At 67.1% G+C, this 14126-nt stretch carries 14 protein-coding genes; 10 read left to right on the top strand and 4 right to left on the bottom strand.

The genetic code is table 11. The features are described from left to right. Positions 1 to 25 precede the first annotated feature (25 nt). Positions 26 to 457 (bottom strand): DUF1304 domain-containing protein, encoded by a 432-nt coding sequence (locus tag AC0AIB_RS21160; RefSeq protein ID WP_465097326.1) that lies wholly within the window; start codon positions 455 to 457, stop codon positions 26 to 28. A gap of 93 nt (positions 458 to 550) precedes the next feature. Here AC0AIB_RS21160 and AC0AIB_RS21165 point away from each other — a divergent pair, with 93 nt between their 5' ends. Next, on the top strand, positions 551 to 1765 hold the full coding sequence (locus tag AC0AIB_RS21165) for a PP2C family protein-serine/threonine phosphatase (RefSeq protein WP_328340547.1): 1215 nt from the start codon (positions 551 to 553) through the stop codon (positions 1763 to 1765). Positions 1766 to 2284: 519 nt separating this feature from the next. On the opposite strand, the gene AC0AIB_RS21170 is transcribed toward AC0AIB_RS21165, so the two are convergent. After that, positions 2285 to 2464, bottom strand: a complete 180-nt coding sequence (locus tag AC0AIB_RS21170; RefSeq protein ID WP_442930586.1) for a DUF6244 family protein — start codon at positions 2462 to 2464, stop codon at positions 2285 to 2287. A gap of 11 nt (positions 2465 to 2475) precedes the next feature. Between AC0AIB_RS21170 and AC0AIB_RS21175 the strand changes: the two genes are divergently transcribed. From AC0AIB_RS21175 to AC0AIB_RS21185, 3 genes are all read left to right on the top strand, one after another. Beyond that, on the top strand, positions 2476 to 2727 hold the full coding sequence (locus AC0AIB_RS21175; protein WP_442930585.1) for a hypothetical protein: 252 nt from the start codon (positions 2476 to 2478) through the stop codon (positions 2725 to 2727). 570 nt (positions 2728 to 3297) lie between these two features. Further along, the gene (locus AC0AIB_RS21180; RefSeq protein WP_465097327.1) at positions 3298 to 4635 is read left to right on the top strand and encodes an AAA family ATPase; all 1338 of its coding nucleotides are present in this window, start codon (positions 3298 to 3300) and stop codon (positions 4633 to 4635) included. A 182-nt stretch (positions 4636 to 4817) separates the two neighbouring features. Then, positions 4818 to 5363 carry an HNH endonuclease family protein gene (locus tag AC0AIB_RS21185; RefSeq protein WP_328340543.1) on the top strand — a complete coding sequence of 182 codons (546 nt, stop codon included), beginning with the start codon at positions 4818 to 4820 and terminating at the stop codon, positions 5361 to 5363. A 459-nt stretch (positions 5364 to 5822) separates the two neighbouring features. Here the strand turns inward: AC0AIB_RS21185 and AC0AIB_RS21190 are convergent, their stop codons facing one another. Beyond that, positions 5823 to 6368, bottom strand: coding sequence for a flavoprotein (locus AC0AIB_RS21190; protein ID WP_465097328.1), 546 nt, complete (start codon positions 6366 to 6368; stop codon positions 5823 to 5825). Continuing rightward, positions 6365 to 7540, bottom strand: coding sequence for a hypothetical protein (locus AC0AIB_RS21195; RefSeq protein ID WP_328348945.1), 1176 nt, complete (start codon positions 7538 to 7540; stop codon positions 6365 to 6367). The genes AC0AIB_RS21190 and AC0AIB_RS21195 overlap by 4 nt, the downstream gene beginning before the upstream one ends. Before the next feature lie 146 nt (positions 7541 to 7686). Here AC0AIB_RS21195 and AC0AIB_RS21200 point away from each other — a divergent pair, with 146 nt between their 5' ends. The 6 genes from AC0AIB_RS21200 to AC0AIB_RS21225 all read left to right on the top strand — a co-directional run bounded on the left by AC0AIB_RS21200 (position 7687) and on the right by AC0AIB_RS21225 (position 13950). Continuing rightward, complete coding sequence (locus AC0AIB_RS21200) at positions 7687 to 8928, top strand: tetratricopeptide repeat protein (RefSeq protein WP_328340541.1); 1242 nt, start codon at positions 7687 to 7689, stop codon at positions 8926 to 8928. Continuing rightward, positions 8928 to 9830, top strand: coding sequence for a bifunctional diaminohydroxyphosphoribosylaminopyrimidine deaminase/5-amino-6-(5-phosphoribosylamino)uracil reductase RibD (ribD, locus tag AC0AIB_RS21205; protein ID WP_328340539.1), 903 nt, complete (start codon positions 8928 to 8930; stop codon positions 9828 to 9830). The genes AC0AIB_RS21200 and ribD overlap by 1 nt, the downstream gene beginning before the upstream one ends. A 370-nt stretch (positions 9831 to 10200) precedes the next feature. Continuing rightward, positions 10201 to 11295, top strand: coding sequence for an FAD-binding oxidoreductase (locus tag AC0AIB_RS21210; RefSeq protein ID WP_328340537.1), 1095 nt, complete (start codon positions 10201 to 10203; stop codon positions 11293 to 11295). Beyond that, complete coding sequence (locus AC0AIB_RS21215; protein ID WP_328340535.1) at positions 11292 to 11981, top strand: N-acetyltransferase; 690 nt, start codon at positions 11292 to 11294, stop codon at positions 11979 to 11981. Before AC0AIB_RS21210 ends, AC0AIB_RS21215 begins: the two co-directional genes overlap by 4 nt. A gap of 113 nt (positions 11982 to 12094) precedes the next feature. Continuing rightward, positions 12095 to 12496 (top strand): hypothetical protein, encoded by a 402-nt coding sequence (locus AC0AIB_RS21220; protein ID WP_328340534.1) that lies wholly within the window; start codon positions 12095 to 12097, stop codon positions 12494 to 12496. Next, entirely contained in the window at positions 12493 to 13950 is a 1458-nt protein-coding gene (locus tag AC0AIB_RS21225; RefSeq protein WP_465097329.1) for an APC family permease, read from the top strand. The genes AC0AIB_RS21220 and AC0AIB_RS21225 overlap by 4 nt, the downstream gene beginning before the upstream one ends. Positions 13951 to 14126 lie beyond the last annotated feature (176 nt).

The following is a 14126-nucleotide window of genomic DNA, read 5'->3' on the forward strand; positions in this document are numbered from 1 at the left end:
TCCGCGCGGGTGGTGACCCGCCGGCTCAGCCGAGGCTGAGCCCGATCGCCAGGGCGACGACGGCCAGGAGTGGGGGGACGAGCTGCTTGAGCGCGGCGCTGGCCTTCGTGGGTGCCGAGATCAGCAGCACCAGACCGGCGGCGACCATCGAACCGGCGCCGACGAAGACCAGGGTCGCGCCGACGGTGTGCGCGCCGACGGCGTAGGCGATGATGCCGACGACGATCGTGATCGCCAGGAAGAGGTTGTAGAAGCCCTGGTTGAAGGCGAGCTGCCGGGTCGCCTCCGCCTCCTCGCGGCTGGTGCCGAAGACCGAGCGCGCGCGGGCGGTCGTCCAGACGACGGACTCCAGGTAGAAGATGTAGACGTGGATGAGGCCGGCGATGCCGGCCAGGATGAGCCCTGCGACGACCATGACGCTGCCTCCTTCGTACGCGCGGACGGAGATGTCCGCCACCGTCATTCTTCCTGTCCGCCGTGTCCTCGAATCAGGTGGTGGCGGGTTTCCCGTGCGCCTCCTACGGTGGGGGAGACGTGGGGGAGGTTCAGATTGGTCGACGCGGGTGACGCGGTGCGTTGGCTCCAGCTCGCCGCGCCTCGCGGGGGGCCGGACGACCTGCCATTGCTGGTGAACCGGGCCGCGCCGGCCATCGACGCCACCGAGATCGTGATCTACCTGGCGGACTACCAGCAGGCCAGCCTCGTACCGCTGCTCGGTGCCGGCCTGGACCGCGAGGCGCTGCCGATCGAGACGACCCTCGCCGGTCGGGCGTTCACCGGCCTCGACGTGCAGCGCGCGCCCGACAGCCCGGACCGGATCTGGGTCCCGCTGCTCGTCGGGTGCGAACGGATGGGCGTGCTGGAGATCGTCTCGCCGGCCGCCGGGGACCCGGCGATGAACGAGCCGGCCTGGGAGTTGGCGACCTGTGTCGCGCAACTCGTGGTGAACCGCCGACCGTACGGCGACGTCGTGGAACGGCTGCGGCGTCGGCTGCCGATGCAGGTCGCCGCCGAGATCGTCTGGGGCCTGCTGCCGCCGCTGACCTTCGCCACCGACGACATGGTGCTCACCACCATCCTCGAACCGTGCTACGACGTCGGCGGGGACATCTTCGACTACGCGCTCAACGGTGACGTGCTCAGCGTCGGGCTGTTCGACACCTGCGGGCACGGCATCAAGGCGAGCACCCTGGCCTCCCTGGTGGTGAGCGCCTACCGCAACGCGCGCCGCTGTGGCCTCGACCTGGTCGACACGGCGACCAGCATCGACAGGTGGGTGCGCTCCGAGCACCCGCACATGTTCGCCACGGCGCTCCTGGTCGAGCTGGAGCGGAGCACCGGCCGGCTCCGGATGATCAACGCCGGCCACCCGGGTGCCCTGCTGCTGCGCGACGGCAAGGCGATCCGGGAGCTGCCGGGCCCGACCGCGCTCCCGCTCGGCCTGGGTCACCTCGCGACCCACCGCCCCGAGGTGTACGAGGAGGAGCTGCACCCTGGGGACCGCATCCTCGCCTACACCGACGGCATCACCGACGCGCGTGGCATCGACGGGGAACGGTTCGGGTTGACGCGTCTCGTCGACTTCGTCAACCGGGCCCTCAACGACCAGCTGGCCACCCCGGAGACGATGCGCCGGCTGGTGCGCGCGGTGGTCGCGTACCAGTCGGGGCAGCTCGACGACGACGCGACGGCGCTGTTGCTGGAGTGGCGTCCACCGCACGCACCGCTGTCCCACCTGCACGACCTGCGGACAACAGCCCCCTGAGTCGGCCGTCGCCGGAGTTCCGGATCGATGATCCGCCTACGGCGCGCCGAGATGATGCGGCAAATAGTGTGGGGTTATGAATACTATTGTTAAGGATAAAAGCACTTTTAGTAATTGGTAATGATCGTAGAGATTTGGGACCTCGCCGGCACCAACCGGCCCCTCGTGCTCAGCGGCCACGAGAAGCGGGTCGGCGTGGTGGCCTGGGCACCCGAGCCCGTACCCGAGTGTTCCGCGCGCTCACCGACGACGAGCGGCGAACCCACCTGCTCCCGGGCAGCGGGAACTCCTAGCGTCTGCTCTACCTCCCAGGTTTCCTCATCCACGAGGTAGTTGCCCGGGTCCAGCCCCAGCGTCTTACGGCGATCCGAAGCCCGGTAGGCGGCATTGGCCTCCTCGAACGACTCGGGCCCGTCATGGGAGATCACCCAGATGTGCTGACTGCGCGCAGCGTCCTTCCAGGGACACGATCCGCGCGGCTGGGGCTGGGGCTGGGCGGTGGGTGGCCTCCAGCCCCGGTCAGTTTCCCGTTGATCCCACCCGTTGTGCCTCGGCGATCGCCGTCTCGATGGCCTTTCGTGCGCCGCTGGTGCGGGCGACAACCTGCATCAGCACCTGCTTGATGCCGTCCAGGGCCTGTAGCAGGGGTCCGGATTGTCCACCGTGGAGGATTGTGGTGACGGAGTTGTTGTGTCTCACCGATCCGGGTGATGGCGCTGCCTGCCGAGTCGCGGGCGGTGCCGACGGCGCTCTGCACGGGCGTCAGTGCGGCGATCGTCTTCTGCGGGGTGGCCTGCTGGGGTACGGGGGTGACGGCTTTCGTCGCCTCACCGGTCGACCCTTCGAGTCTTCCCAGGCAGGCCGCCCTGGACGTCGGTGAGCGCGGTGCGGGCCCGGGCGACGCTGCGGCGACGACGAGGAAGCCGGCGGTGGTGGCCCGCAGCGCGATCTCCTGCGCCTGAAGGTGGGCGGCGGCCGTCAACCCCTGGGCCCGCTCGACGCCGGCCGTCAGGGCGCGGAGTTCACCGGTGATCTTCTCGACGTGTGACACGGAGGCGGCATCCCCAATCGATAACGGCGAACGGGTGTACCTGACGCTGCCGAAGGCACGCCACGGGTCACCAGAGACGGCAGCAGTAGCCCAGCCCGGAACCGATCCGGCAAGCTGCGTACGCAGTAGGCGAGCCGCCAGCCCGATGCGTACTGAGTGGCGACTCCCTCACGAACATCGACGGCGCGCGGGCACCCGGAGGTCGCGTGATCGGGTACGCGAACCGTCCGCCAAAGCCGAGAGGTTCCAGGCAGCCGGAGAGGATTTGGTGGTGACCAACTGCGGGAGGTCGTTGATGCATGTGTCAAGCGACTCTCAGTGTCTGATGTCGGGTGAGACCTGTGCGAGCCAACACCTCTAGCTAAGGAGCAGTCCACCGGAGCACCGAGACGATGACCCGCTCCCGGCTACAGCAGTAGACTGCTCGCAGCGATCAGCGCTATCGACTAAGCACGGACCGTAGATTGGTGGAGGACTGTCGGTGTACTTACAGCGCCTGCGCATCCAGGGAGTGCGAGGCTTCCACGGGTCTCGCGCTGTCGACCTCCGCTTTGAGCGGAACACCGACGATAAAGATCTTTTCAAGCGCTATCGGGGATTCTGCGTTATCGCTGGCCGCAATGGGTCAGGTAAAACAACCCTCCTTCGTGCCGCCGCAACTGCGCTGGCCGGTCCCGAGGTAGCGAACAGCTTGACGGAGGGCGATCGGGACTGGATCAGTCATGGACAGACAATGGCAACGGTCAGCGCAGAGATCGTACGAGACTCCTTCGAGGTCAACCTGGGCGCGGGCCGACCTGCGGACTCCTTCGCCGCTGCACTGAAATGGGAACGGACTGAAGGTGCGCGAGCGCGGCCTCAGGCCGACACACGCCGCGGTCGAGGCGGCAAGATGGCCGAGCGATCGCTCTGGTCTCCGAAACCGACTGGCTGGTTCGCCGCGGGCTACGGGCCATTCCGGCGCTTGGCCGGCACGAGCGGCGAGGTCGCACGCCTGATGGCCGGAGACTGGACAGCGGCACGCTTCATAACTCTGTTCCGAGAGGAAGCCTCACTCGCCGAGACGGTGCAGTGGCTTCAGCAGGTCAACTATCGCGCCAGATCCGGGCGTGCCGGTTATGCGGAGTTGGAGGAGCGTGTCATCGGGCTTCTTAACGACGGCCTGTTTCCCGACGGCTATTTGGTTGATAGGGTCGATCCGGACGGTCTGTGGATTACCAAGGAGTCCGGAATGCCCGTCCGAATCGACGAGATGAGCGACGGCTACCGCACCGTCACGGCACTGGTAACCGATATCGTGCGCCAAATAAACGAATGCTTCGACGGGAAGATTGAGTGGGGTGAAGAAGGTCAGGCGGTCATCTTCACGTCGGGAGTCGTACTCATTGACGAGATCGACGTCCATCTTCACGTTTCCTGGCAAAAACGTATCGCGCCATGGCTGCTGGAGCATTTCCCATTCATTCAGTTCATTGTCACAAGCCATAGCCCGTATATTTGTCAGAGTGCGTCGCCGGGTGGCCTGATTCAGCTTCCAGGGCCGGAGGAATTGTTCCCACCGCGTATCGCCAACGAGGAACTCTTCCGGCGTGTCGTGAATGGAAGTGGTGACGATGCTGTTTTGACGGAGCTATTCGGATTGGACTCACCGTACTCCGAACGCGTTGACGAGCTGCGAAGTGCGCTGACCCGACTGGAGCGGCTCGCCATTCGCGGTCAGGCAAGCCCAGAAGATCTCGCCAGGCTGACGGAGTTGTCCGAGGCTCTGTCGCCGTCGCCCGGGAGCCGGGTGCGTGACGTGTTGGGGGACGACGTTTGATCCCGATCGCGCGTCGGCCGCTTCCCGTGCAGATCTCAGAGCGCCTAATCGACAAAACCGCGCAGATTGTGGCCAGCGCAACCCCTCAAAAGACGGCTCGCGCGAGTTGGAGCGCCGCAACCGGTACCCGCCGACAGCTCAAGGCTCAGCTTCTACGAATGTGTGCGCGACCTTCATTCTGCATGTACTGCTACGAAAGCCGCGGCACGGACGTCGACCATTTCGTGCCGATTGCCCGCGATCCTGCGCGAACCTTCGAATGGAAAAACCACATCCTCGCCTGCGGCTATTGCAATCAGCAGGCAAAGAAGGAGCGTTTCCCGGTCGACCTGACCGGGCATCCGCTGCTGCTGGACCCTAGCGTGGACGACTCCGCCGACCACATGACCCTCGCCAGTACCGGGCAGTTTATCGACCTCACGCCCCAGGGCCGCGAGACCATCGACCTGCTCGGACTCAATGCCCGCAGCGAGTTAGTTGAGGCGCGATATCGATCGTGGCGGGGTGTCATCCGCGTCTTCGAGCAGGCGGCACGCGAAAAGCCTACGATCGATGCCGATGACCTGGAGGATCTGCGCTTCTTGCCAGTGGTCGACGCATTTCACCACTTCGCGCACGACGTCGCCACCGACCGCCTCATCCATAAGGCCGTCGCTCCCGAACTGGCCCGTTATGCATTGCACAGTCTTCCTATAGTGAAGTCGATTTTTGCGGGTTGCCGTCTGTAGTGTCGGCGTCAGAATGAGGTCAGGAATATTCGCGTACGTGTGTTTGGGATTTCTTTACTTGGTCAAGGGTGGGCCTGCGGCCCGCCGCCGTGTCGCGTCGGGGCGCGCCCGTCGATAGTTCTGCCGGCTCTGGTCGCATTGATCAACAGCTACGTTCGCCGTCGGTAGGCGTCTTCTTGTTCGTGTACTTGATACTTGCTCAGCGTAGTTCCCCGTCGCGCGGGGAAGGGTGGGGTGTGGGGCGTCCGTAGGGTGGTGGGCGTGACCGATGTGAGTTGGGCAAGCGCTGGTTCCATTTCTCGGCGGCCTTCGCCTGGCTTCATCCGCGTACGACGCGGGGGTTGAGTCGGAACCTGTCGCGGAAGACGTCGGCTGACCGCAGTTCGACGGCAAGGCGCGTTTGGTGCTGCTGCGGGCTTTCCCACCCCCGCACCCGTTCGCCTCGGCGCTTTTCATCGATTAGGCAGCATGCCGGGCCGCGATCTCGAACGCGGTTGTCCAGGGAAAGTCGCTCTGCCGGTCGTTGCCGCCACCGGGCGGGTGTGGCTCCCAGCCGTGTTCCGGGCCGAGCATGATGTGTAGCCCTTCGGCGCGGAGGCTGGCTACGGCGTGGCGGAAGGGGAGTCGTGTGGCGAGGGCGGTGTTGACGAAGGGGACAATGACGGTGGGTATGTGTCGTCCGATGAGTTCGGCGATGGTGGTCATGGCGTAGTTGTCGGCGAGGCCGAGGGCGATCTTGTTGATGGAGTTATAGGTCGCGGGTGCGACGACCACTGCATCGGTGGTGGGTAGCGAGCGGCGGGTGCCCGGAGCTGCGCGGTAGTCGGATCGCACGGGAGTGCCGGTCAGCTTTTCGATGGCCGGTATGTCGATGAAGCTGGTTGCGTCGGGTGTGGCGGTGACCGCTGCGGTCCAGGACTGCTGGTGTGCGGTGTTAATCAGGGTGGTGACGTCGGGTGCGGGGCCGGCGGCGCAGACGACGATCTGGAGGTGGTTGCCTGTCATTGGGGGATTCCGGCGGTCTGGGTGAAGTTGACGACGGCTGCGCGTATCGGGCCCGTGGTGAGGCGGGTGAGGTCGTTGGTGAGGCGGTGGACTGCTGGGCGGCAGCGGATCTCTTCGGGTGCGACCTCGTATGCGGTGCGGAGGGCGTTGAGGCCCTGTTCGTGGCGTCCCCACTGGGTGTAGGCGCGGGCCACATCGACGTGCAGCGTGGCTTTGCGTTCGGCGAGGGTCACCTTTTCCAGGGGCACGGTGCGGGCGATGTCGATGGCGGTGCCGGCGTCGCCGAGGGTGAGGGCGATGTTGACCCGGTGCAGCAGGACGTTGGTGGCACCGAAGCCGGTCCACCGGTCGTTGCCGTCATAGCCGAGTCGGGTCGCGGCGCGGGTCGCTTCGTCGAGCATGGTGTGTGCGGTGTCCCGGTCGTCGCGGCGGGCTGCGGCGACGGCACCGCGTAGGACGAGGGAGCCGTACACGGCGACCGCGTCGGTCGATGCGAGGCGGGTGTCCCGGTCGAGTACGCCGGCCGCGTCTGCGGCGAGGGTTACCGCCTGGTCGTCGTGGTGGTTGCTCATCAGAGCGTGGGTCATGATCCGTGCGCTCGCGGCGACCGCCACCGGGTCCTGGCTCGTCGCGGCGGCGCGGGTGCTCCGCTCGGCGGCGATCAGGGCCATCCCACGGTCGCCCAGCTTGAGCAGGACGCTACCGACGACGTGGTACAGCTCGGCGGCGAGGACGTTGACCTGCATCTGATGCCCGCTTTCCGCGTCGACCGTTGCGGGCTCGAGGGCGGGTAGCAGCGTGACGAGCTGATCGAGGACGCGCTCGTACCGGCATGCCTGGTAGTCGTGTTTGACGGTGGCCACCTTGCGGGAGAGCTGCTGCACGGACAACACCGTGGCCGGTGGTTGCCGGAGCGAGACGAGCGCGTCGAGCACCGGCGCGACGCCGGGGGCACCGGCGACGCTGACCGCAGCGCTGCGCAGAAAGTCTCGCCGTCGCACGTCACCATCCGAGTCCGAGCTGTGGTGGCTGTCCTCACCAGTATCGGCATCCGGACCGGTATGCGGCAGCGTGGTGCTTTCGGCTGCACCGTTGGTGCCCATCGCGCGCAGGACTGAGACGAAGGTGTCCGCCGCTTCGTCCGGGGTGTGGTTGGCCTTGCCGTACGACAGACGGGTGTCGGCACTCTCGGCAGGACACTGACGTCCTTAAACTCAGCCGTGTTGTTTCCAGACCTGTGCTGTATCGCAGGTGGCTGATCTATACAGCCGGTGGCATAGTCGGCAGGGCCCGGCAAGCTGGACCGAGAGGAGAGAGGGTGCCTCGTCATCCGGACACGGTGATCGCGCCGAACACCGTGCTCACCGCTGCCCGGAAACGGTTGCCGTCACCGATGCGTCCCGGCCAGTGTATGTCCCGGAGTGAGCTGGCTGACGCAGTCAACGCGACGCTTGACGCCATTTACTCGGGCCGTGACGTTACCGCCCACTACGTCGACTTTCGTTGGATTGGCAAGTTGGAGCGCGGCGAGCATCGTTGGCCCAGCGCAGCACGAAGGGCTGCCCTGCGCAAGGTGCTCGATGCCGCCACCGATGCGGATATTGATCTCTACAGTCCGCGAAGGAGCGATGGGGCGCACATCGTCGACGGGCAGCTCGAAGCTCGACCAGGCAGTTGGGACGAGACGATCCACTTGCTGCGCGAGGAGTGGCATCTTCTGGTTCAGAACGACAAGACGTTCGGGCCGGAGTATGCCTTGATGGGGGTCAGTAGGCAACTCGCGACGATCGAGGCGCTTCTGCATGAGGTACCTGAGACCCTGCGGCCTGCGGCGGTTCGGCTCGCTGCCCAGTACGCCGAGTCTGCTGCTTGGCTCAACCAGTCCCTCAATGACCACTACGCAGGCCAGCGCTGGGCCCAGCAAGCACTCTTCTGGGCACGGCAGATCGCCGACCCCGCGATGACTGCTTGGGCCATCTACCGCAGCAGTCAGCAGAAACTGGCCGCTGGGCGATTTACCCGAGCAGTTGAGCAGGCCGAAGCGGCGTTGCGCTACGACCAGAAGCTGCCTGGACCGATGCGAGCGGCACTGCGGGTTCAGCACGCGCACGCCCTGGCGGGTACGGGCGAGCACCACGCGGCCATGCGTCTGCTCGACGACGCGCATAACTGGGCAGCAGACCGTCGTCCAGGCAAGCCTGAGGGGGAGCACGGCTCCTACTGCACCAGCGGTTACATCGAGGTGCACCGGGGCGCATGCCTTCGGTTGGCGCAGCGTCCAACGGAGGCGATCGCTGTGCTGGACGAAGCTCTTCCGACGATCCCATCGCGGCATCGTCAAGACTTCGCATCCGCCCTCTTGACCAAGGCCGCCGCCCATGCCGCAGCCAGCCAGCCCGACTTGGCCGCCGCGACGGCACATCGTGCTTTGCGCATCGCCCGTCGGGCGGGAGCACGGCGAGTCCTTGATGGACTCGCCCAACTCGGCACCATCATTCGCGTGCACCAGCAACTCCCGCACGTCCGTGCCTTCCTCGATGAACTCAAGGAGGCTTCCTGATGGCATCCGCATCAGAGTTGGCCGCGATGCGGTACGCGATCACACTGTCATCATTCGGTCTTGGCACCACGAGTCCGAACCCGCCTGTCGGCTGCGTCGTCCTCGATCGCCACGGCGATGTTGTAGGCACGGGGTATCACCGGCGTAAGGGAGAAGCACATGCCGAGGTCAACGCCCTGCGCGCAGCTGGGAGCGCAGCGCGAGGGGGCACAGCCGTCGTCACGCTCGAACCATGCAACCACATCGGCGTCACTCCGGCCTGCCGCCAAGAACTCATTAATGCTGGCATAGCCCGAGTCGTTATCAGCATTATCGATCCCACATCCCGGGGCGACGGGGGTGCCGCCGTCCTGACCGCTCACGGCGTCGACGTCGAGACGAACGTGATCCCCGACGAGACCCTTATAGTCCTCGGGCCCTGGCTCGTCGCTACCCGGCGCCGCCGGCCCTACCTGACATGGGCCTACGCCTCGGATGGCAAGGACAGCGTCGCGGCCGATGAGCGGCTGACAAACGACCTGCGTATGACGGCAGACCTCGTTTTTGGCGGAGGCCCGATAGAGGAGGGCACCCCCGGTGGCCACGCCTCCGCACACTTCACGATACCCACCGACCCGACCAGTGATCTTCGCGAGTGGCTGTCAACCTGCTATGCCGCTGGCTCTCGGTCCATCCTGTTGATAGGTGACCAACACTCTGACGAACTCCGCGAGGGCCTCGACTGCGTCGACGAGATCGTGATCTCTCTAGACGCAACTTCACCGTCCGCTGATCTCGCAGCCGCATGGTGCCTCACCCCGCCCGGCTTCGAGTTGGCCGACATCGCTTCCGGCGGTAGCGGCGTGCGCGTTCGACTTCGTCGCCCCATCCTCTCGCTACCCCCCATCTGCGAGATTTCCTGAACTTGGCTCGGGTGTCATATCTCCTTGCTCGCCGGCGAGCTTCGCGTATCGCGGCGCTCTTGTGGATCCCAGTAAAGTTCATGTCTGCGATTCCTTAGCAGTTCATGTGCTGGTCGGACCGTAGGTCAGTACGTGAGGTGGGACCGAAGGTCGGCCTTCCCGGAGCTCCGCCCTTCGGGGATTGTTGATCTATGGCTAGCAATCCCCGAGCGTGGACCCTGGGCGGAGAAGGTGAATGCGCCGGATGAAATGGCTCCTCTCGGCCAATGGTCGAACGCGCGAGTTTGGTCCAACAGAGGTGCCGACTATCATCTCCGCTGATCATGAGCGGGCGGCGGAGCACTTCTGGTCGGTCATGGTGGATCGGGATGTGCGATTCCTTCCGGAGCGGCTTGCGCCGCTGTTCTTCTCGACGTTGGTGGAGTCGATCGCTGGTCGGGGTGATCCTGCTGCCCGTCGGGCGGGTCTGGTGGTGTTGGGCCGGTGGTATCGGCGGTGTGACCTGCATCCGCACCACGGGGCGGTGATCGCGGCGGCCCTGGTGGACACGGTGCGCCGGTTCGCGGGGGAGTCATGGAAGCCGGAGTTGGCCCACATCTGGGAGCAGGATTGTCTTCGGGTGTGGCGTTCGGCCGGGCAGTCCGCAGGGATGCTGGGTGACGGCCCGAGTGTGACGTTCGGTGTGGTGGAGTCGGTGGTGTCGGCGTGTGACGACGTCGCGGTGGTGACGGTCCGTCCGGTGCGGCGTCTGCGTTACACCCCGGGTGACGCCCTGCCGGTGTGCTCGCCTCGGATGCCGGGCCAGTGGCGGTGGTTGTCTCCGGCGAACGCGCCACGTCCGGACGGGACGGTCGAGTTCCACATCCGTGCCATTCCCAATGGTGCCGTCTCACCTGTGCTCGTGGGGCAGGTGGAGGTGGGGGAGTTGCTGTGGTTGGGGCCGGCGTGTGAGGTGGGGTTGTCATTGCCGGCGGGTGACGCCGATCTACTGCTGGTTGCCGGGGGTACCGGGTGGGCGCCGTTGCGGGCGTTGGTGGAACAGGTCGCGGCGTCGCCGGTGCGGCGGCGGGTGACGTTGGTGGTGGGTTCCCGCACCCTGTGGGATCTGTATGACGCGGCGGTGTTGACCATGCTGCGGCGGGTGCATGGCGACTGGTTGTCGGTGGTGTTGGCGTTCTCCGACGACGGGGATGTCGACCCGGCCGCGCAGGGTGGCCTGGTGGGTCTGGTGTTGTACCACTACGTACCGGGGCAGGCGGTGTTGGTGTGTGGGCCGCCGCAGTTGGTCGAGGAAGCACGGGCGTGGTTGCCGATCGGTGGGGTGGAGCCGGGTGATCTGCATCTGGCGGTGACGTTCCGGCACACCTTCGACGCGGCGTTGTGGGCATCCCGCCAACGCACTTCCACGGTCGGCGAGGCGTCCGGTGGCGAGGGTGGGGACCGCCGGGCGGGGGATGTGTCGTGACGCGGTCGGCGGTGGTGTGCCGGGCGTCGGGTGCGGATCTCGACGTGTTGTCGGTCCTCGTCGTGCAGGCGTTGTCGGTGGGCCCGGTGGGTGCCTGGTTGGTGCCGGTCGCCACAGATCGTCCGCAGGTGCTGCGCCGGTATGCGCGGCTGGCCGTGTCGTGGGGGTTGGCGCACGGCCAGGTCGACACAACCGGGGACCGGTCGGCGGTGGCGGTGTGGTTCCGGCGTGGGGAGGTGCCGGTGCCGTCGGCGGTGTGGATGTACGACCTGCACCGGGTCCTCGGCTCGCAGGCGTCCCGGTTTGCCCTGTGGCACGCGTACCTCGATGCCGTGGTGCCGCACGTCCCGCACGCCTACCTCGCGCACCTCGCCACCCACCCCGGCCACGACGACACCGCGCGGGCGTTGCTGGCCGCCCACCACCGGGTGTTAGACACCGAAGGGCTTCCTGCGTACGCGGAGTGCCCGGGTGGCCGCCCCCGGGAGGGCCTGTTGGCCGCGCTGGGATACGAGCCGAGGTCACCGATCCTGCTGGAGCCGGACGGTCCCGCCCTGTGGCGGATGTGGCGGCCCACCCCCGACAGCGGTCGGTCGTGTGGCGGGCTTCCCCCTCGGGCCCGGCTGCGCCGTGGCGTGACCGTGTCGCGCGGCCGGCTCATCCCCGCACCGCCGCGTTCTCCCTGACCACGTTTCCCTGACCACGCCCGGTAGGGCACCACCCCGATCAGCAGCTGGCGATGGCCGTGTGGCCCGCCGGTCATCCCTGTGTACCCGTTCTCTGAAGGAGGGCTTGCTTCATGTTGTTTGTTGTCGATCGTCCGGTGGTCATGTTCCCGCCCCGTCGGCGTGAGCTGGGCTGGTGGTTGCCGCCCTGGTTGGCTCCTGTCCGCTCGCGGCCCACCGCCCCCGACAGCGCGGACGGCGAGGACGGCGCGGGGGTAGGGGCGGGGGTGGATCTGTGGGGGTATGCGATCCGTCGGGAGTGGTCGGACGGTGCGCATGACCTGTTCGGGTTCACGCCGCGTGCGGGTGTGGCGTTGCGGCGGTTGGACCGGGATCGGGGTTACTGGCGGGGTGGGCCGGTGCGTCCGACGGCGGTGTTGCTGGTCACCGCGAGCGCCGGCGATGTGGTGTCACATCCGGTGCGGGGTTGCCGGAAGTTGTCGTGCCCGGACTCGTTGCAGTGGGGGCAGCGATGACGCCGTATGTGCAGGTGGCGCTCGCCCGGCGGACGATGACTCCGACTGGCTTGTCGATTTTCGGTGCGGCGGCGTCCGCGCCGATGGTGGTCCTCGCCGGTGGTCTCGTCACCACCTACGCCACGACCCGGGTGACGGCGTTGCCGTTGACGTTCATCCTGGTCGCCGCAGTGGTGGCACTGCTGATGGTGGGTTACACCGCGCTGGCCCGGCAGGTCGGTCATCCGGCGGCGTACTACGGCATCCTCGCCCACGGTCTCAGCCGCAGTTGGGGTGTCGCCGCCGGCCTGGTCGCCCTGGTCGCGTACACGGCGATCCAGACCAGCCTGTACGGGCTGTTCGGGGCGACCCTCGCCGCCCAGCTCGGCGGCACCTGGTGGGTGTGGGCCGGCATCGCCTGGGCTGTTGTCAGCGCGCTCGGGGTGCGGGCGATCGTCCTGTCCACCTGGGTCCTCGGCGGGGTCCTCGCGGTGTCGCTGCTGATCGTCGGCCTGTTCGTCGTCGCCGGTCTCGGTTCTCCGTCCGACGGGACGGTGTCGTGGGAGGGGTTCGACGTCTCCGGTCTGGGGGTCGGGGGGATCGGTGGGGCGGTGGCGTTGTGTGTGGCCGCGTTCATGGGCGTCGACGCCCCCGGCTCGTTCGTCGAGGAAGCCGTCGACCGCCGGTCGATTGGCCGCGCCACGATCACCGCCGTCCTCGTCCTGGGTGGTGTGTATGCCGCTGCGGCGTGGGCGATGGGTGTCGCCGTCGGCCCGCAGACTGTCGCCACCCGCGCTGCCGACCCGTCCTCCGGCCTGCCCTTCACGATCCTCGAAGCCGCAGGCGGGATGTGGGTGGGCATCGCCGGGCTGGTGCTCGTGTTCGCGATCGTCACCTCGATGCTGGCGTTCCACAACGTCATCGCCCGCTACGTGTTTGCCATGGCCCGTGAAGGTGTCCTCCCCACCGGTCTCGCCCAGACCGGGAGTACGACCCGGGTCAGCGCCCCACGCGGCGGCTCCCTCACCCAATCCGGAGTGGCAGCGATCGTCGTCGCCGCGTTCGCGGTCGCCGGGGTTGATCCGGTGGGGGTGATGTTCGCCTGGCTGTCCACCCTCGGTGCGTTGGGCCTGCTCTGCCTCCTCCTCGCCGCCTCGATCGCGGCGTTGGCCGCCCCGCCTGCGGTGCGGGGTGATCGGGCCGGGGTGTGGCAGTGGATGGTCGCGCCCGCGTTGGGGGTGCTCGGCGGGTCGGTGGTCCTGGTCGCGATGGTCGGCAACGTCGGTTCCCTCCTCGGGGCTGTGCCGGGGTCGCCGTATCCGCTGCTGCTCCCGGCGATCCTCACCGCCACCGCCACCGCAGGCGGCATCTGGGCCGCACACCTGCGCCGCACCCGGCCCGACGTCTACGCCGGCATCGGCCACGGCACCCCGAAAACCCACGCCGTACCCGACGCCCTCCACATCTCCATCTGACCCCCGAGGAAGACCCGACCATGAAGACCTACACCGTCCACATACCAGCGGCACGGGGGCACCACAGCAGTGACCCGCTGGACCCGGCCTGGCGACCCGAACCCCCACGACCGACGCCACCACCCGGCCCCCGCCGACCAGCAGACCACCAACCCCCACCGGGTCTCAGCCTGGTC

This window comes from Micromonospora sp. DSM 43699 (assembly GCF_055517075.1).

What these genes read in the sequence shown, in the direction of transcription:
- AC0AIB_RS21175 (WP_442930585.1), top strand. Translation starts at nt 2,476, where the DNA reads ATGGCGCTGCCTGCCGAGTCGCGGGCGGTGCCGACGGCGCTCTGCACG.
- AC0AIB_RS21190 (WP_465097328.1), bottom strand. Translation starts at nt 6,368, where the DNA reads ATGACAGGCAACCACCTCCAGATCGTCGTCTGCGCCGCCGGCCCCGCA.
- AC0AIB_RS21185 (WP_328340543.1), top strand. Translation starts at nt 4,818, where the DNA reads ATGTACTGCTACGAAAGCCGCGGCACGGACGTCGACCATTTCGTGCCG.
- AC0AIB_RS21225 (WP_465097329.1), top strand. Translation starts at nt 12,493, where the DNA reads ATGACGCCGTATGTGCAGGTGGCGCTCGCCCGGCGGACGATGACTCCG.
- AC0AIB_RS21220 (WP_328340534.1), top strand. Translation starts at nt 12,095, where the DNA reads ATGTTGTTTGTTGTCGATCGTCCGGTGGTCATGTTCCCGCCCCGTCGG.
- ribD (WP_328340539.1), top strand. Translation starts at nt 8,928, where the DNA reads ATGGCATCCGCATCAGAGTTGGCCGCGATGCGGTACGCGATCACACTG.